This window comes from Tsukamurella ocularis, assembly GCF_024807615.1.
In the GTDB taxonomy this organism is placed as follows: Bacteria; Actinomycetota; Actinomycetes; order Mycobacteriales; family Mycobacteriaceae; genus Tsukamurella; species Tsukamurella ocularis.
Map to the genome: position 1 here is coordinate 261,036 of NZ_JANUCJ010000003.1, position 16,547 is coordinate 277,582.

The following is a 16,547-nucleotide window of genomic DNA, read 5'->3' on the forward strand; positions in this document are numbered from 1 at the left end:
TCGCGGCGGTTCTCGTAGGATTCAGCGCGACGCTCGACGCGAAACGCATGACTCGGACGAGACCTCAGGAGCACGGATGGCGAACGGTACAGCGGTGGTGATCCTCGCCGCGGGCGCGGGAACGCGGATGCGGTCGAAGACCCCGAAGGTGCTGCACGCGATCGCGGGCCGCACCCTGCTGGCCCATGCGCTGCACGCGGCCGCGGGCACGAAGCCGGAGCACCTGGTGGTCGTGGTCGGGCACGATCGGGACCGGGTCGCCGAGGCCGCCCTGGCCACGGCCGGCGGTCTGGAGCACGAGATCCTCGTCGCGGTGCAGGAGCGGCAGCGGGGCACCGGTGACGCCGTCCAGGCCGGGCTCAGCGCCCTCCCCGCGGACTTCGCCGGCACCGTCGTCGTCACGGCCGCCGACGTGCCGCTCCTCGACGCCACGACGCTGCGGGAGTTGCTCGACACCCACACCGGCGGTGCGGGCGCCGCGGTCACCGTGCTGACCACCGCCGTCGCCGACCCCACGGGCTACGGCCGCGTGTTGCGGACGCAGGACGGGCAGGTCACGCAGATCGTCGAGCAGAAGGACGCAACGCCCGAGCAGCTCGCGATCACGGAGATCAACTCCGGTGTGTACGCCTTCGACCACGCGCAACTCGTCGCCGCACTCGCCCAGCTGCGACCCGACAACTCGCAGGGCGAGCTGTACCTCACCGACGTGATCGGCATCGCCCGCGCGGCGGGCCAGCTGGTGCGCGGTGACCACGTCGACGACGAGATGCTGGTCGCGGGCTGCAACGACCGGATCCAGCTCGCCCGACTCGGCCGCGAACTGAACCGGCGGATCGTCGAGCGGCACCAGTTGGCCGGCGTCACGGTGGTCGACCCGGAGAGCACCTACATCGACGTGGACGTCGAGATCGCCCAGGACGTCACCATCGAACCCGGGACGCATCTGCGCGGCGCGACCGTCATCGCGGAGGACGCGGTGATCGGCCCCGACACCACCCTGATCGACACCGAGGTGGGCGCGGGCGCGACGGTGCTGCGTAGCGAGGTGCACCTATCGGTGATCCGCGAGAACGCGACCGTCGGGCCGTTCAGCTACCTGCGGCCGAACACCGACCTCGGTCCCAAGGGCAAGATCGGCGCCTTCGCCGAGACCAAGAACGCGCAGATCGGAGCTGGCAGCAAGATCCCGCACCTGAGCTACATCGGCGACGCCACCATCGGTCAGGGCAGCAACATCGGCTGCGCGACGGTGACGGTGAATTACGACGGGGTGAACAAACACCGAACGATGATCGGCGACCATGTGCGCATCGGATCCGACACGATGCTCATCGCGCCGGTGGAGGTCGGCGACGGCGCGTACAGCGGAGCGGGTACCGTGATCAAGCGCGACGTGCCGCCGGGAGCCCTGGCGGTCTCCGCCGCGGATCAGCGGAACATCGAGGAATGGGTCCTGCATCGGCGTCCGGGCACGAGCTCGGCCGAGGCGGCCCAGCAGGCTATCGCGAGGACTGACGAGCAGTGAGCAACTGGATCGATAACCAGAAGAACCTGATGCTGTTCTCGGGGCGTGCCCACCCCGAGCTGGCGCAGCAGGTCGCCGACGAGCTCGGTGTGCAGGTCACCCCGCAGACGGCACGCGATTTCGCCAACGGCGAGATCTTCGTGCGGTTCGAGGAGTCGGTGCGCGGCAGCGACGCCTTCGTCCTGCAGAGCGCGCCCTACCCGGTCAATCAGTGGATCATGGAGACGCTGATCATGATCGACGCGCTCAAGCGCGGCTCGGCGAAACGGATCACCGCGATCCTGCCGTTCTACCCGTACGCCCGCCAGGACAAGAAGCACCGCGGCCGCGAGCCGATCTCGGCGCGCCTGGTCGCGGACCTGTTCAAGACCGCGGGCGCGGACCGGATCATCACGGTCGACCTGCACACCGACCAGATCCAGGGCTTCTTCGACGGTCCCGTCGACCACATGCACGCGCAGACCATGCTCGCCGACTACGTGCGCGAGCACTACGGCACCGAGAACATGGTGGTGGTCTCCCCCGACGCCGGCCGCGTCAAGGTGGGCGAGAAGTGGGCCGACGCCCTCGACGGCGCGCCGCTGGCCTTCGTGCACAAGACCCGCGACCCCAACGTCGCGAACCAGGTCAAGAGCAACCGCGTCGTCGGTGACGTCGCCGGCCGCACCTGTGTGTTGATCGACGACATGATCGACACCGGCGGCACCATCGCCGGCGCCGTGGGCGTGCTGAAGGAGGCCGGCGCGAAGGACGTGATCATCGCGACCACGCACGGCGTCTTCTCCGAGCCGGCCACCGAGCGCCTCGCCAACTGCGGCGCGCGCGAGGTCATCGCGACCAACACGCTGCCGATCCCGCCGGAGAAGCACTTCGACACGCTCACCGTGCTCCCCATCGCGCCGCTGCTGGCCCGCACCATCCGCGAGGTTTTCGAGAACGGCTCCGTGACGAGCCTGTTCAACGGCAACGCCTAGACACTGCACCACGAGAGGCGGCGACGGACCATCCGTCGCCGCCTCTCGCCGTCTCGGACTAGATTGGCCCGTATGGACGCGACGATCTACCACAACCCCCGCTGCACCAAGTCCCGCCAGGCCCTCGCCCGGCTGGAGGGGGCGGGCGCGACGGTGACGGTGATCAAGTACCTCGACCAGGTGCCGTCGAAGGCGGAGCTGACGAAGCTGATCGACGACGCCGGGCTCACCGTCCGGCAGGCCGTGCGCACGCGCGAGGCGGAGTACAAGGACCTCGCGCTCGCCGATGCGAGCGACGACGCGCTGCTCGACGCGATGGTCGCGCATCCGAAGCTGATCGAGCGGCCCTTCGTGGTGACCGCCAAGGGGACGCGCATGGCGCGCCCTACAGAGGCCGTCGACGAGATCCTGTAACGGACGTCTGATCGCCGACGGTGTGCGGTCCCGGCCCCGGGCAACAGCTCAGCCGCGGCGCTCGGCCGGGCTGCGCACCAGGAGCGCGACGGCGACGCCCACAGCCACGCCGATCACGGTGTCGATGCCGCGGTAGAGCAGCATCCGCGCCGGATCGGTGGGGTCGGCGAGCTCGGTCATCAGCATGATCAGCGGGGTGAAGAAGCCGATCGCGACGGCGTAGTGCCGAGCCATGTACAGCTCCGTCGGGAACAGCAGCGCGATCGCCACAAGCGCGAGCGCGGTGGGCCCGGGGTCCAGCGCCAAGAGCGCCGCGGCCACGGCGAGCCCGACGAACGTCCCGATGGTGCGGTGCGTCGCGCGGGTGATCACCACGCCGGTCTCCGCGTCGGACGGCCGGCCCGCGTCGATCACCGCGAGCGGGACGGCCGCGGCCGCCATCGCCCAGTTCGCGTGGTCGACGCCGATCAGCACTCCTACGGTGCCCGCGATGCCGACGGCGAGGGCGTAGCGCAGCGCGTGGATGGCCACTCCGGGAGCGGGGCGCCGAAGGACCATCCCGATGCCGTCCCACCAGGGGCGGCCCCGGAAGGGGGCGGGCCGGCCGATCGCGCCGACCACGATGGCGAAGACCACCGTCGCGGCGCAGATCGCGAGCGCCTGCCAGGGCGGGGCGAGCCCCGCGGGCAGCGTCGCGGTCGCGCCCATCGCGAACAGGAAGAAGAAAGGTCCGGCGGGACGCAGCCGCACCGCGTCGGACAGGACCGAACAGACGGTGGCGAAGACGATACCGACGGCCACGAGTACCCAGGGCGGCGCCTGATGGTGCGACAAGGTGATACCGAGCGCCTCCGCCGCGAGGAACAGCCCGCCGGCCTGCATCTGGCGCAGGATCCGCGGCCGGCCCTGCTCGCCGCGCCCGTACATGCCGGCGAAGGCGCCGAACTCCGCGTAGATGAGCAGCTCGGGACGCCCCCAGGCGATGAGCACGAGGCCCGGGACGAGCAGCGCGACCGCGACGCGGAGCGCGTGGCCGCCGTCGCGCAGATCGGGGCGGTAGCGCTCAGGCAGGCGCGCCCCACCGGACGCGGCACGCGAGGTCAGGCGTACGCGGCGAACACCGCGGCGAGGATCGCACAGGCGGCGGCGCCGCTGACGGCTCCGGCGGCGAGCAGCGCGTTGGTCGTGTAGGTGGCGTCCGAAGCGGGACGGCGCGGCGTCGAGAGCACGCATGCGGCGACGACACCCGCGAGCGCTCCGAGCGCCAGCACCACCACTGCGATCCACGTCATCTTCGACTCCCTCCGGTCCGCGAACAACACCCGTTACCGTCGAGTCGGATTCGACGGCGGCGCACGGACCATCATCGCACGCTCGGCTTTTCGCGTCCCGCCGCACCGATCGTTCTTCCCCATCGCACCGTCCAGACCTGAGTTAGGGTGAAGATCGTGGTCCCGAATCAAGTTGTGATCTCGCCGTTGACCCAAGCCGCGATGTTCGTCGTGGTGACGATCGAGCCGGGCCGCGAGGATCACGTCCACGACGCCCTCGACAACCTCTCCGGGCTCACCCGCTCGGTCGGATTCCGCTACCCCGAGAAGCACCTCTCGCTCACCACGTCTGTCGGATCCGATGCCTGGGACCGGCTGTTCTCGGGGCCCAAGCCGCGGTGGCTGCACCCGTTCGTCGAGCTCGACGGTCCGCGGCACCGTGCACCGTCGACTCCCGGCGACGTGCTGTTCCACGTCAAGGCGAGCACCCTCGACATGTGCTTCGAGCTGTCCTGGCGGATACTCGAGACACTCGGCGACGCCGTGACGGTGGTCGACGAGGTGCACGGCTTCCGCTTCTTCGACGACCGGGACCTGCTCGGCTTCGTCGACGGTACCGAGAACCCCGCGGGCGCAGCGGCGGTCGCCGCCACCGCGATCGGCGATGAGGACCCCGGCTTCGCCGGCGGCAGCTACGTGCACGTGCAGAAGTATTTGCACGACATGGCCGCGTGGCGCGCGCTGACCGTCGAGGAACAGGAGCGGGTCATCGGGCGCAGCAAGCTCGAGGACATCGAGATGGCCGACGAGACGAAGCCGGCGAACTCGCACATCGCGCTCAACGTGATCGAGGACTCCAGCGGTGAGCAGCTGCAGATCATGCGGCAGAACATGCCCTTCGGCGAGCTCGGCAAGGGCGAGTTCGGCACCTACTTCATCGGCTACTCGCGCGACCCCGGCGTCACGGAACAGATGCTGCGCAACATGTTCCTCGGCGATCCGCCCGGCAACACCGACCGGATCCTCGACTTCTCCACCGCGCACACGGGCTGCCTGTTCTTCACCCCGTCGGGCGACTGGCTGGACGCGCCGCCCGACCTCCCCGCCGCCGACGGCGCACCGTCGGCGGAACCGACCGCAACGACCCCGCCCGCCCGCGCCGAGGGCTCGCTCGGCATCGGCGGCCTCAAGGAAGGCACACGATGAACAACCTGCACCGTCACCTCGCACCCGTTACCCCTGAGGCCTGGGAGGAGATCGAGACCGAGGCCTCCCGCACGTTCAAGCGGAACATCGCCGGCCGCCGCGTGGTCGACGTCACCGGTCCCGACGGGCCCGAGGCGGCCGCCGTCGGCACCGGGCGCCTCCTCCCGGTCGCCGGCCCCGCCGAGGGCGTCGAGGCGCAGCTGCGCGAGAGCCGCCCGCTGGTGCGGCTGCGCGTCCCGTTCGCCGTCTCCCGTGACGCCGTCGACTCGGTGGAACGCGGCGCGCAGGACGCGGATTGGGATCCGGTGAAGGCCGCGGCGAAGCAGCTCGCCTACGCCGAGGACCGGGCCGTCTTCGAGGGCTACGCCGCCGCCTCGATCGCCGGGCTGCGCGCCTCGTCGTCGAACACGGCCATCGCGCTGCCGAGCGACCCGGTCGACGTTCCCGACGCCGTCGCGGGCGCGCTCGAGGATCTGCGGCTCGCGGGCGTCGACGGGCCGTACTCGGTGCTGCTCTCGGCCGACGTCTACACCTCGATCAGCGAGACCACCGACCACGGCTACCCGATTCGCGAGCAACTCAAGCGGTTGGTGGACGGCGAGATCATCTGGGCTCCCGCTATCGACGGCGGCTTCGTACTCACTACGCGCGGCGGTGACTACGAGCTGCGCTTGGGCACCGACGTGGAGATCGGCTACCTCAGCCATGACGCGACGACGGTGCAGCTGTACCTGCAGGAGACGTTCACGTTCCTGGCCTACACCGCCGAGGCCTCGGTCCCGCTGACCTCCTAAGTCCGGCGATCCCCCTCCGACAACCGAAGAGAGGCACCCCATGAGCGACAACGACGACCTGGCCTCGCTGGCGGAGACGCCCGCCGAGGCCGCCGCCGAGGCGCAGCAGGCGCAGCTCGATGCGCGCGAAGCCGTGGGCGCGGACCTCGATGACGACGGCGAGGACGTCTTCGCCGGGGAAGAGGGCATCTCCTGACGGTGAGCTGGTTCGGCGACTGGTGGCAGTACGAGGTGATCGGCGCCCAGAAGGGTCCGCTGCTGCTGAGCTTCGTCGCGTTCGTGGTCACCTTCGTCGCGACGCGGTCCGTCACGCGGATGATCCGCGCCGGCCGGGGTCCCTTCCACAACATCAGCGCGGGCGGGGTGCACCTGCACCACTCGACACCCGGGCTGATCCTGTTGGTGACGGGCGCGTTCACCGCCGTCGGCGCGAGCGGACGCGCGCCGTGGTCCTACCTCGCGGCGCTGCTCGTCGGCGTCGGCGCCTCGCTCGTCCTCGACGAGTTCGCCATGCTCTTGCACCTGAAGGACGTGTACTGGTCGCAGGAGGGGCGACTGTCCGTCAACGTGGTGACGCTCGCGGCGGCGTGCGTCGGGCTGGCCGTCGTCGGAATCTCCCCCGCGAACGTCACCGGGCTGGGTGACACCGCGCGGTGGGTGCGCGGCGGGATTGCGACGCTCCTGGTGCTGCACCTTCTGCTCGTCGCCGTGACGGCACTCAAGGGCAAGTACCCGACGGCGCTCGTCGGGCTGTTCGCCTGGCCCGTGGCGTGGGTGGCCGCGGTCCGGCTCGCGCGCCCCACCGCCCCGTGGGCCCGATGGTTCTACTCACCAGAGAGAACGACCCGCGCGGACCGGCGGGCCGGGGACTTCGATGCCCGCTGGGGGCCCGCCCGGCAGCGCTGGGACGACGCCATCGGCGGGCGGCCTTCGAGCTAGACCCGGGTGTCGCGGACCTCCCGAGGCACGCCGCTGCGGAGATCTGCTCGCGCGGCAGGGCATCGCCGCTCAGTGCACCGTCGTACGACCTCCACCCGACTCCTTGCTGCGCCTCAGTGACTCGTCCGCCCGTTCTATGACCGAGTGGAAGAATCTGCTCCGCTCGTCGAAGGTCCGCAGCGCGTCGGGGTCCGCGAGCTCCACCGAGGCGATTCCCGCGCTGAACGACATCTGCTCGCCGTTCGCCAACGTGGGCAGCCGATCCCGTACGACTCCGAGGATCCCCTGCAGCTCGTGGACGCTCGCCGCCGATACGACGGCGAACTCGTCCCCGCCGACTCGGGCGACCAACGAATTCTGCGAAGCGGACCGATGCAGCGCGCTCGACACGGCCCGGAGCGCCGAGTCGCCGGCCAGGTGTCCGTAGACGTCGTTGATGAGCTTGAACCGATCGACATCGATCATGCAGACCGACAGATGTCCGGTGGTCGACCGCAGCAGTTCGTCGACCGCATCACGGAATCCGGTGCGGTTGAGCAACCCCGTCATCGCATCGGTCGACGACGCCGTCAGGCTCGCCCTGATCAGCTGCTTGATCTGCCAGGTGTAGAGGTAGTTGAGGACGACGACGCCGCCGATCCCCAGAATGCTGACCGCGACCTGCGCGCTCACCGCGAGCGGGGTCGCGCCGTACACCTGGATCACTCGAATTCCCAGGTAGACGATGACAAGGCTGGAGAAACCCAGATGCAGCGCCAGCGCGCGCGTCGTCAGGAAGTGCGCCGCGTACGCACCGACGGTCGCGAACAGCACGGTTCCGGCCAGCGCCGCGGCCGGGCTCTCGTACAGGGTCAGAATGCTGGACACCACCACGTCCGCGTACAGAACGAACATCCTGCTGATCATCTTGCGGCGCGGGCACGGATTCCACCACAGCGACGTGATCGGAAAACGACTGACGACGACAGCGGCAGCCACCCCCGACAGGCACAGGAGGGAGAGCGTGATCGTTCGTGCAGCGGAGTCCCCGGCCCCCTCGGGGGTGAAGATCATGACGGCGCCGAAGATTCCGACGCACAGGGTGAAGCCGGCGACCGAGTACCGCCAGACGAGGTCACTGACGACCGCGTGCCGTCGCAACCGATTGAACGCCAGGCCGAGATCGTCGCCGTTGCGGTCGGAGTGTCTCCCGGTGATCTCCATGATGGCGCCGAGGGTAGCAAGAGTAAATACTTGGTAATGACACGCAAAAGTTCTCTTGACCGTTATGGGAAGATCGGCCTGAGCTGCACGAACGCACCCTGCAGTCCTCGCCGCCCGCGTGCTCGCCGAGTCAGGACTCGGGTAGCAACGTGTCGTGGAAGAGCTGGATGACGTCGTCGAGGGCCTGGCGGGTGGGCTGGCCCGGCTCGTCGATGAGGTGCTCCGTGAGGACGGAGTGGGGCGGGGTCAGGGCGTCCGGGTTGGCATCGGCGTCATCGATCTCGACGGCGATGAAGCCATCGCCCAGCTGCTCACGGAGGAAGTCGAAGCGCTCGCCGGGCACCATGAAGTCGCCCTTGAAGCGCAGGCCCATCACCTTCAAGCCCTGCTTCGCACAGCGCACCTTGACGGTGTCGAGGTCCTGCGGCGAGATATCGATGGTGCGGCCCGTGCCGGGAATCGGGCGGAAGGGCAGCGAGGGCTGGCTGAGCACGGGCGCGAGCATCACGTCGTCGACGGCCATGCCGAGCGCGAAGCCACCGGTGAAGCACATTCCCACCGCGCCGACCCCCTTACCGCCGCAGCGCTCGTGCTCCTGCCGCGCCAGAGCACGGAGCCAGGTCACCACGGGCGAGGACTTCCCCGTGGCGAGGATGGTGAACTCGCGGCTCACGCACAGTGCGCCGACGAGCTTCGCCATGCTCTTCGCGGTCCCGGCGTAGCCGATGGCCTTGGGGTTCGCGGCGTCCAGGCCCGGCGTGCCGAACAGATGCGGCAGCACAGCGGTGAAACCGGCGTCAGCGACCTTGCGGGCGAAGTCGAGCACCTTCGGAGTGATGCCCGGGATCTCGGCGATCACGACCACCGCGGGGCCGGTGCCCTTCCGGTAGACGTCGTGCGTCACCCCGACGTCGGTGAACGACTCCTTCGTGAAGTCGGTGAGGTTGGCGGCTGCTACGGCTTTCAGGTCCACGGGCACCATCGTGCCCGACCGTCAGCGCAGGCGCTGCGCGACCGCCTCCAACGCGGGCCACGGATCGTCGTCGAGCGCCTGGACCGCGACGTGATCCGCGCCCGCGTCGAGGTGCGCCCGCACGCCCGCGGCGATCGCGTCGCCGTCGCCGTGCACGGCCAGCACGTCGACGAGGCGATCGCTCCCGGGCTTCTCGACGTCGGCGTCGCCGAAGCCGAGGCGCCGCAGGTTGGCCACGTAATTCTGCAGGCCGAGATAGAACTTCACCGTCTTGCGCCCCAGCTCGCGGCCACGGGCGTCGTCCTCGTCGAGCACCACCTTCTGCTCCGGCGCGAGCAGCACCCCGTCGCCGAGGATCTCCCGCGCGCTGCGCGTGTGCTCGGGCGAGGTCAGGTACGGGTGCGCCCCGGCGGTGCGGTCGGCCGCGAGCCGCAGCACCTTGGGGCCGAGGGCGGCGAGCACCGTCCGCTCCTTCGGCACGCCCTCGGCCGCGAGCACGTCCAGGTAGTCGACGAGCGCCTGGTACGGCGTGCGGTAGTCGGCGCTGGCCTCGCGATGGCCGGCGCCGATCCCGAGCACGAACCGGCCAGGGTGGAGCTTCTCGATGCGGCGGAAGGCCGCCGCTGCCGAGCGCGCATCGTCCTGCCAGATGTTGAGGATGCCCGTCGCCACGACCAGGTTCTCGGTGGCCTCGAGCAGCGGGTCGACCACCGCGAGGTCCCCTCCGGGAGAGCCGCCCAGCCACACCGTGCCGAAGCCCAGCTCCTCGGCCCGCGCCGCGAAGGCACCGTCGACCTGCGTGGCGCCGCGCCAGATCCCCAACCTGCCCAGAGTCGTCATGGCCGGTGCAACACCGCCCGCGGCGGGATCCATTCCCTCTCGGATCACGGCGAGTCAGATCACGGCGCGCGGCAGGGTGGGCCGGGCGGGCGCATAGAACACGCCGGCGACGGCACGCGCTCCGGCGCGGACGACCGCGCGGACGTCGGCCTCGTCGCGCCAGGCGACGATGCGGCCACCGTCGACCTCGAAGGTTCCCCGCACCTGGAACTGGACCCGAATCGGACCGTAGACGAGCGCTGTGACGCGCTCGGTGACGGCCACGGCGCAGCCGGGCTGCTCGGATGCCAGCAGGACCGCCTGCATCGCAACGCGCGTGCGCGCATGCCACCGGAAGTGACGCGCGATCGCGGCGCGCCCGCGCAGGGGCCGACCGCCGGTGCGCCGGTACACGACGTGCTTCGCGAGCAACCGCTCGGCGATGTCGTAGTCGCCGCTGCCCAGGGCGTCGACGAAGCGCTCCGCGACGTCCTGCGGCGACCACAGCGGGGAGTTGTTCACGTTATCGATGGTGCCGATGTGGCGTGGATTCCGCGCGAACTGGACATGACGGAATGGCGAAGCTTCGATTTCGCTCCTGAGCGGGCGGTTCGGTAGACTGAGCGGCGACCTTCTCGGCGAGGGCGGCTTCGGCCGCCGTGATCGACGCGAACGGCACTTCTCCCGCGGGTCCGCGAGGCGCAGTGCGGGCCGCCTCGGACGCCGAGGCCGCATCACCGCACCTGAAGGAGTCTCATGTCCGAGACCAACAAGCTCGTCGCCACCGTCCGCACCGAGTTCGGCAAGGGCGCCGCCCGTCGCGCCCGCCGCGACGGCCTCGTGCCCGTCGTGCTCTACGGCCACGGCACCGAGCCGCAGCACTTCACCGTCGTCGCCCGCGACTTCGCCACCATCCTGCGTAAGGACGGCACCAACGCCGTCCTGAACCTGGACATCGACGGCACGGAGCAGCTCGCGCTGACCAAGCAGGTCGTCGTGCACCCGCTGCGCAACTACATCGAGCACACCGACCTCCTCATCATCAAGAAGGGCGAGAAGGTCACCGTCTCGGTGCCCGTCGTCGTCGAGGGCGAGCCCGCCGGCGGCACCCAGGTCGCGCAGGACCTCAACGAGGTCGAGATCGAGGCCGACGCGCTGAACATCCCCGAGAACATCGTGGTCAACGTCCACAACCTCGAGGCCGGCACCCAGATCACCGCCGGCCAGCTCGAGGTCCCCGCGGGCGCCACCATCGTCACCGACGCCGAGGCGCTGATCATCAACATCACCGAGATCGCCGCAGCCCAGACCGACGAGGACGAGGCCGAGGCCGCCGACGAGGCTGCCGAGTAGCTGAAATGACCGACCGGCCACTCATCGTCGTGGGGCTGGGTAACCCCGGCGAGAAGTACGCCGGAACCCGGCACAACATCGGCTTCGACGTGGTCGACGAGCTCGCATCGCGCGCCCGCGCCTCCTTCTCCCGGCACAAGAAGTCGGGGGCGGAGGTCGCGGGCGCGCGGCTCGTCGGCCGCCAGGTGTACCTGGCGAAACCGCAGTCGTTCATGAACCTCTCGGGAGAGCCCGTGGGCGCACTGGCGCGGTTCTACTCGGTGGCGCCCACCGACGTGATCGCCGTGCACGACGAGCTGGACATCGACTTCGGTCTCGTCCGACTCAAGCGCGGCGGCGGCGAGGGCGGCCACAACGGCCTCAAGTCCCTCACGCAGCACCTCGGTACGCGCGATTACCTGCGCGTGCGCGCGGGGATCGGGCGTCCCCCGGGCCGCCAGGACCCCGCCGACTACGTGCTCAAGCCCTTCGCCAAGACGGAGAAGCCCGAGGTCCCGCTGCTGATCGCCAACGCCGCGGACGCGGTCGAGTTGCTTATCCGCGACGGCCTCGAGCCCGCCCAGAACACGGTGCACGCCTGGTGATCGCGTTCCGCCGGGTCACGCGCGACGATTTCCCCCTCCTCGCGTCGTGGCTCGGCGAGCCGCACAACCGGCGCTGGTGGCACCACGAGACCTCCCCCGAGGCCATCGAGCGCGACTTCGGGCCGTCGGTCGACGGTGCCGAGCCCTCTCAGGATTGGCTCGGCCTCGACGATGCCGGGGTGCCGTTCGGCCTGATCCAGCGGCAGCGGTGGGTCGACTACGCGGACGAGGCCGAGACCGCGGCGGTCGCCACGCTGGTGGACCTGGGGCCCGCCGACTACGGCGTGGATTACCTGATCGGCGCGCCGTCGGCCACCGGTCGGGGCCTCGGCACGGCCATGATCGCCGCGATGTGCTCGGTGATCTTCACGGAGCTGGGCGGCGAGCGGGTCGTGGTCGCCGTCGCGGCGGGCAACCGCCGTTCCTGGCGCGCGCTGGAGCGCGCCGGCTTCGTCCTCGTCGGCCACGTCGACATCCCGCCCGACAACCCCGTCGACCCGCCGGACCACGTGGTCTACGCGCTTTCGCGCCCCGCCTGACCACGACGCGATCTACCTGCACGAACAGGTAGACTGGCTCCCCGTGAGTTCCATTGCCGACGAGGTCTCCCGCCGCCGCACCTTCGCCATCATCAGCCACCCCGACGCGGGTAAGTCCACGATGACGGAGGCCCTGGCGCTGCACGCCCGGGTGATCAACGAGGCCGGAGCGATCCACGGCAAGGCCGGCCGCAAGTCGACGGTCTCCGACTGGATGGAGATGGAGAAGGCGCGCGGCATCTCCGTCAGCTCCACGGCGCTGCAGTTCAACTACACCTCCACCGCCGCAGGCGCGGATGCCGAGCCGTCGGTCATCAACCTGGTGGACACCCCCGGCCACGCCGACTTCTCCGAGGACACCTACCGCGTACTGACGGCCGTCGACGCGGCGGTCATGCTCATCGACGCCGCGAAGGGCCTGGAGCCGCAGACGCTCAAGCTGTTCCAGGTGTGCCGCCATCGCGGGATCCCCGTGATCACCGTGATCAACAAGTGGGACAGGCCGGGTCGCACACCACTGGAGCTGCTCGACGAGATCTCGGAGCGGATCGGCCTGACCCCTACTCCCCTGTTCTGGCCTGTTGGCATCGCGGGCGACTTCCGCGGCCTGCGTGACGTGCGCAAGGACGAGTACGTGCACTTCACCCGCACGGCGGGCGGCGCGAAGATCGCTCCGGAAGAACACCTTTCGACCGACGCCGCACTCGACCGCGAGGGCGACGTGTGGGCCGAGGCGGTCGAGGAGACCGAGCTCATGACCGAGATGGGGCAGGGTCACGACCAGGAGATGTTCCTGGCGGGCCAGACCTCGCCGGTGATCTTCACCTCGGCGATCCTCAATTTCGGTGTGCGGCAGCTGCTGGAGGCCCTCGTCGAGCTGGCGCCCGCCCCGCACTCGCGCACCGCGATAGACGAGTCCGAGCGCGAGGTGACCGACCCGTTCAGCGCCGTGGTCTTCAAGGTGCAGGCCGGCATGGACTCCGCGCACCGAGATCGGCTGGCGTTCATGCGCATCGTCTCCGGAGAGTTCGAGCGCGGCATGGTGGTCCAGCACGCGCAGACCGGCAAGCCCTTCGCCACCAAGTACGCGATGACGGTGGTCGGCCGCGACCGCGAGACGGTCGAGACCGCCTACCCCGGCGACGTCGTGGGCCTGGTCAACGCCAACGCGCTCGCCCCGGGCGACACCCTGTACGACGGCGCCAAGGTCCAGTTCCCGCCGATCCCCTCGTTCGCTCCCGAGCACTTCGCGGTGGTCCGCGCGGACTCCGCGGGCAAGTACAAGCAGTTCCGCAAGGGCATCGAGCAGCTCGGCACTGAGGGCGTTGTCCAGTTGCTGCGCAACGACGTCCGCGGCGACGCCTCGCCCGTCATGGCCGCGGTCGGCCCCATGCAGTTCGAGGTCGTCGTCGCGCGGATGAAGACGGAGTTCAACGTCGACGTGCAAGTCGAGAACCTCGGCTACTCGGTGGCGCGCCGGACGGACGCCGCCAGCGCGGACGAGTTGAACCGGCAGCGCGGAGTCGAAGTCTTCGAGCGCAACGACGGTGCGCTGCTCGCCCTGTTCTCGGACAAATGGCGCCTGCAGTACATCGAGAAGGAGCACCCGACTCTCGCGCTCGCACCCCTGGTCGCGGCGGCCGACTAACCCTCCGCCCATCGAGTTGTGTTCTACAACTCAGTGCGCAGCCCGGCGACCGGGACGAGGATGGATCACGTCACGACTTCGAGAGTGAGGATCCGTTCATGACCGACATCCGCAGGGTCACCGTGCTGGGCACCGGCGTACTGGGCGCGCAGATCGCCTTCCAGACCGCGCACAGCGGCTTCGAGGTGACCGCGTACGACATCGACGATGCCGCGCTCGAGCGCGGCCGCGCCACCTTCGCCGAGCTTGTCGCCACGTACGAGCGAGAGGTCGACGGAGCCGCGGACGGCAGAGCTTCCGCCGCGCTCGATCGCCTCACCCTGACTGCGGATCTCGCCGCCGCGGCGAGCGGCGCCGACCTGATCATCGAGGCGATCCCCGAGATCCTGGAACTCAAGCGCGAGACCTTCGGGAAGCTGAACTCTCTTGCGCCGGAGGCGACGATCTTCGCGACCAACTCGTCGTCGTTGCTCCCGAGCGCCATTGCGGACGCAACGGGCCGCCCGGATCGGTTCCTCGCCCTGCACTTCGCGAATCGCATCTGGACGTCGAACACCGCCGAGGTGATGGGGACGCCGGAGACCTCGCCGGCCGTCTTCGACACCGTCGTCGAGTTCGCGGGCGAGATCGACATGGTCCCGATCCCCATCCACAAGGAGAAGGCGGGCTACGTCCTCAACTCGCTCCTCATCCCGTTCCTCAACGCCGGCGTCGAACTCGCCGCGGACGGCTACGCCACGCCGCAGGACGTCGACAAGGCGTGGCGGATCGGCACCGGCTCGCCGATGGGCCCCTTCCAGATCCTCGACATCATCGGGCTGAACACGCCGTACAACATCATGTCTGCCGGCGACGAGCGCAATCGCGGCTTCGCTGCGTGGATCAAGGAGAACTACCTCGATCAGGGCCGCAGCGGGCTGGCCGCGGGCAAGGGCTTCTACGACTACGAGTAGTCCTTGGCGGGCCCGACAGCCCCCTCAGAACCGGGGGCTGTCGGCGCCCGGCGCGTCGCGGGGATGATCGCCCGGGTCGATGGGAGTAGCGGCGCTCGGCCCCGCATCGCGGGCCGATCCCGAGTCCGAGTCCGGATTCATGTTTCCGGGCCACAACGCGGACCCCGGTGGCACGTTCGAGTGGTTGGCGCCGCCGCCGGGCGCGCCGCCGGGCGCCACCGCCGACGGGCTCACCACGTGGTCCCTGGGCTGAGCGGCGGCCGGCCCGGCCGCGAGGAGGGCGGCGCCGGCTCCCGCGGCGATCAGTCCGACGGCGAGCCGTCGCGCGAGGGGCGATACTGCGGGATTCCGTTTCTCGTTCATACTTCAACCGTACCGATGGAGTTCACGAAACAGACTGACTGAATTCAGCTTTCACGAATCCGACACAAAACTCGGCCTTCACGGAACCGGCGGCCGGATCGTCGCGATTCCTTCACATCGGTGCGCAACGGGCGTGGGGTGACGCCCGAAACCGGCACTGAACTCGATCACGATCCGAATGCTTCGCCCTGACGAGATCTACGACCGGTTTCGGAACGCGATCACACGCGTGCGCGCTGCGGGACCTCCCGGGCAAGGAGCAAGGCGACGGCGCCGAGCAGCGTGCCGGTGACCCGACGCTGCCACACCGCCCACGACGGGCGTCGCGCGATGAGTGCAGCCACCCCTCCCGCGGCAATCACGATCACAGCGTTGACCAGCATCGACACCGTGATCTGGATGCCGCCGAGGAGGAATCCCTGTGCCGCCACGTGCCCGCGAGCGGGGTCGACGAACTGCGGGATCAGCGCGAGGTACATGATCGCCGCCTTGGGATTGAGCAGGTTGGTGATGAGCCCCATCCGGAAGAGTCTGGCGTTCGAGTCGCGCGGCAGGTCGGCGGTCTCGAACAGCCCGCGGCCGCCCGGACGCAGCGCCTGCCAGGCGAGGTAACCCAGGTACAGCGCGCCGGCAGCCTTGAAGCCCATGAACAGCCACGGCACCGCCACGAAGACCACAGCGAGCCCGACGTTCGCGAGGGTGAGGTAGACGACGAAGCCCGCCCCGGTGCCGACCAGAGAGATCAGTCCGGCCGTGCGACCCTGACCGATGCTGCGGGAGACGAGGTAGATCATGTTCGGCCCGGGCGTGAGCACCATCGCCAACGCCGTCACCACCATCCCCGCCACCGCGGTCCACGAAACGATCATGGGATCGATCTTGACGGCGCGCCCACGACGACGTACATAGCCAGTCGGGTGTGACTGGCCTCGGCGCCCAGCAGGTCACCGAGAACGGCTCGGTGCGCGCGATCACTCGATCGCGCG

General features: G+C 69.7%; 20 protein-coding genes. 12 read left to right on the plus strand and 8 right to left on the minus strand.

Annotation, left to right across the window (positions count from 1 at the left end):
- Nucleotides 1-76 precede the first annotated feature (76 nt).
- The 3 genes from glmU (at nt 77) to arsC (ending at nt 2,916) form a co-directional block, all read left to right on the plus strand.
- Nucleotides 77-1,528 (plus strand): bifunctional UDP-N-acetylglucosamine diphosphorylase/glucosamine-1-phosphate N-acetyltransferase GlmU, encoded by a 1,452-nt coding sequence (glmU, locus tag HNP44_RS12615; RefSeq protein WP_259140756.1) that lies wholly within the window; start codon nt 77-79, stop codon nt 1,526-1,528.
- Nucleotides 1,525-2,502: a ribose-phosphate diphosphokinase gene (locus tag HNP44_RS12620; protein ID WP_259140757.1), complete on the plus strand. Its 978-nt coding sequence runs from the start codon at nt 1,525-1,527 to the stop codon at nt 2,500-2,502. Before glmU ends, HNP44_RS12620 begins: the two co-directional genes overlap by 4 nt.
- A 72-nt stretch (nt 2,503-2,574) precedes the next feature.
- Nucleotides 2,575-2,916 (plus strand): arsenate reductase (glutaredoxin), encoded by a 342-nt coding sequence (gene arsC, locus HNP44_RS12625; protein ID WP_259140760.1) that lies wholly within the window; start codon nt 2,575-2,577, stop codon nt 2,914-2,916.
- A 48-nt stretch (nt 2,917-2,964) separates the two neighbouring features.
- Here the strand turns inward: arsC and HNP44_RS12630 are convergent, their stop codons facing one another.
- On the minus strand, nt 2,965-3,906 hold the full coding sequence (locus HNP44_RS12630; RefSeq protein WP_259140761.1) for an FUSC family protein: 942 nt from the start codon (nt 3,904-3,906) through the stop codon (nt 2,965-2,967).
- 110 nt (nt 3,907-4,016) lie between these two features.
- Nucleotides 4,017-4,208 carry a hypothetical protein gene (locus tag HNP44_RS12635; RefSeq protein WP_259140763.1) on the minus strand — a complete coding sequence of 64 codons (192 nt, stop codon included), beginning with the start codon at nt 4,206-4,208 and terminating at the stop codon, nt 4,017-4,019.
- 153 nt (nt 4,209-4,361) lie between these two features.
- Between HNP44_RS12635 and HNP44_RS12640 the strand changes: the two genes are divergently transcribed.
- Genes HNP44_RS12640 through HNP44_RS12655 form a run of 4 tightly spaced genes read left to right on the plus strand, consistent with a single transcriptional unit; the run spans nt 4,362 to nt 7,126 of the window.
- Nucleotides 4,362-5,393 (plus strand): Dyp-type peroxidase, encoded by a 1,032-nt coding sequence (locus tag HNP44_RS12640; RefSeq protein WP_374758788.1) that lies wholly within the window; start codon nt 4,362-4,364, stop codon nt 5,391-5,393.
- Nucleotides 5,390-6,187, plus strand: coding sequence for a family 1 encapsulin nanocompartment shell protein (locus tag HNP44_RS12645; protein ID WP_259140765.1), 798 nt, complete (start codon nt 5,390-5,392; stop codon nt 6,185-6,187). Before HNP44_RS12640 ends, HNP44_RS12645 begins: the two co-directional genes overlap by 4 nt.
- Nucleotides 6,188-6,227: 40 nt before the next feature.
- Nucleotides 6,228-6,383 carry a hypothetical protein gene (locus tag HNP44_RS12650; RefSeq protein ID WP_259140767.1) on the plus strand — a complete coding sequence of 52 codons (156 nt, stop codon included), beginning with the start codon at nt 6,228-6,230 and terminating at the stop codon, nt 6,381-6,383.
- Between the two features lie 2 nt (nt 6,384-6,385).
- Nucleotides 6,386-7,126: a hypothetical protein gene (locus HNP44_RS12655; protein WP_259140768.1), complete on the plus strand. Its 741-nt coding sequence runs from the start codon at nt 6,386-6,388 to the stop codon at nt 7,124-7,126.
- A gap of 69 nt (nt 7,127-7,195) precedes the next feature.
- Here the strand turns inward: HNP44_RS12655 and HNP44_RS12660 are convergent, their stop codons facing one another.
- From HNP44_RS12660 to HNP44_RS12675, 4 genes are all read right to left on the minus strand, one after another.
- Entirely contained in the window at nt 7,196-8,329 is a 1,134-nt protein-coding gene (locus tag HNP44_RS12660) for a GGDEF domain-containing protein (protein ID WP_259140769.1), read from the minus strand.
- Between the two features lie 130 nt (nt 8,330-8,459).
- A complete protein-coding gene (locus HNP44_RS12665) occupies nt 8,460-9,302 on the minus strand; it encodes a dienelactone hydrolase family protein (RefSeq protein WP_259140770.1) in 843 nt (280 codons plus the stop codon).
- Nucleotides 9,303-9,323: 21 nt separating this feature from the next.
- A complete protein-coding gene (locus HNP44_RS12670) occupies nt 9,324-10,142 on the minus strand; it encodes an LLM class F420-dependent oxidoreductase (protein WP_259141172.1) in 819 nt (272 codons plus the stop codon).
- Between the two features lie 54 nt (nt 10,143-10,196).
- A complete protein-coding gene (locus tag HNP44_RS12675) occupies nt 10,197-10,643 on the minus strand; it encodes a limonene-1,2-epoxide hydrolase family protein (RefSeq protein WP_310437681.1) in 447 nt (148 codons plus the stop codon).
- A gap of 234 nt (nt 10,644-10,877) precedes the next feature.
- On the opposite strand from HNP44_RS12675, the gene HNP44_RS12680 reads away from it, so the two are divergent.
- From HNP44_RS12680 to HNP44_RS12700, 5 genes are all read left to right on the plus strand, one after another.
- Entirely contained in the window at nt 10,878-11,474 is a 597-nt protein-coding gene (locus HNP44_RS12680) for a 50S ribosomal protein L25/general stress protein Ctc (RefSeq protein WP_259140772.1), read from the plus strand.
- A gap of 5 nt (nt 11,475-11,479) precedes the next feature.
- Nucleotides 11,480-12,058: an aminoacyl-tRNA hydrolase gene (pth, locus tag HNP44_RS12685; RefSeq protein ID WP_259140773.1), complete on the plus strand. Its 579-nt coding sequence runs from the start codon at nt 11,480-11,482 to the stop codon at nt 12,056-12,058.
- Nucleotides 12,055-12,597, plus strand: a complete 543-nt coding sequence (locus HNP44_RS12690; RefSeq protein ID WP_259140774.1) for a GNAT family N-acetyltransferase — start codon at nt 12,055-12,057, stop codon at nt 12,595-12,597. Before pth ends, HNP44_RS12690 begins: the two co-directional genes overlap by 4 nt.
- A gap of 43 nt (nt 12,598-12,640) precedes the next feature.
- Nucleotides 12,641-14,245, plus strand: a complete 1,605-nt coding sequence (locus HNP44_RS12695; protein WP_259140775.1) for a peptide chain release factor 3 — start codon at nt 12,641-12,643, stop codon at nt 14,243-14,245.
- Nucleotides 14,246-14,343: 98 nt separating this feature from the next.
- On the plus strand, nt 14,344-15,198 hold the full coding sequence (locus HNP44_RS12700) for a 3-hydroxyacyl-CoA dehydrogenase (RefSeq protein WP_259256886.1): 855 nt from the start codon (nt 14,344-14,346) through the stop codon (nt 15,196-15,198).
- Between the two features lie 24 nt (nt 15,199-15,222).
- On the opposite strand, the gene HNP44_RS12705 is transcribed toward HNP44_RS12700, so the two are convergent.
- Nucleotides 15,223-15,561 carry a hypothetical protein gene (locus HNP44_RS12705; protein WP_259140778.1) on the minus strand — a complete coding sequence of 113 codons (339 nt, stop codon included), beginning with the start codon at nt 15,559-15,561 and terminating at the stop codon, nt 15,223-15,225.
- A 221-nt stretch (nt 15,562-15,782) separates the two neighbouring features.
- On the minus strand, nt 15,783-16,427 hold the full coding sequence (locus HNP44_RS12710) for a LysE family translocator (protein ID WP_259141173.1): 645 nt from the start codon (nt 16,425-16,427) through the stop codon (nt 15,783-15,785).
- Between the last annotated feature and the right edge of the window lie 120 nt (nt 16,428-16,547).

What these genes read in the sequence shown, in the direction of transcription:
- glmU (WP_259140756.1), top strand. Translation starts at nt 77, where the DNA reads ATGGCGAACGGTACAGCGGTGGTGATCCTCGCCGCGGGCGCGGGAACG.
- arsC (WP_259140760.1), top strand. Translation starts at nt 2,575, where the DNA reads ATGGACGCGACGATCTACCACAACCCCCGCTGCACCAAGTCCCGCCAG.
- HNP44_RS12635 (WP_259140763.1), bottom strand. Translation starts at nt 4,208, where the DNA reads ATGACGTGGATCGCAGTGGTGGTGCTGGCGCTCGGAGCGCTCGCGGGT.
- HNP44_RS12645 (WP_259140765.1), top strand. Translation starts at nt 5,390, where the DNA reads ATGAACAACCTGCACCGTCACCTCGCACCCGTTACCCCTGAGGCCTGG.
- HNP44_RS12650 (WP_259140767.1), top strand. Translation starts at nt 6,228, where the DNA reads ATGAGCGACAACGACGACCTGGCCTCGCTGGCGGAGACGCCCGCCGAG.
- HNP44_RS12660 (WP_259140769.1), bottom strand. Translation starts at nt 8,329, where the DNA reads ATGGAGATCACCGGGAGACACTCCGACCGCAACGGCGACGATCTCGGC.
- HNP44_RS12670 (WP_259141172.1), bottom strand. Translation starts at nt 10,142, where the DNA reads ATGACGACTCTGGGCAGGTTGGGGATCTGGCGCGGCGCCACGCAGGTC.
- HNP44_RS12680 (WP_259140772.1), top strand. Translation starts at nt 10,878, where the DNA reads ATGTCCGAGACCAACAAGCTCGTCGCCACCGTCCGCACCGAGTTCGGC.
- pth (WP_259140773.1), top strand. Translation starts at nt 11,480, where the DNA reads ATGACCGACCGGCCACTCATCGTCGTGGGGCTGGGTAACCCCGGCGAG.
- HNP44_RS12700 (WP_259256886.1), top strand. Translation starts at nt 14,344, where the DNA reads ATGACCGACATCCGCAGGGTCACCGTGCTGGGCACCGGCGTACTGGGC.
- HNP44_RS12705 (WP_259140778.1), bottom strand. Translation starts at nt 15,561, where the DNA reads ATGAACGAGAAACGGAATCCCGCAGTATCGCCCCTCGCGCGACGGCTC.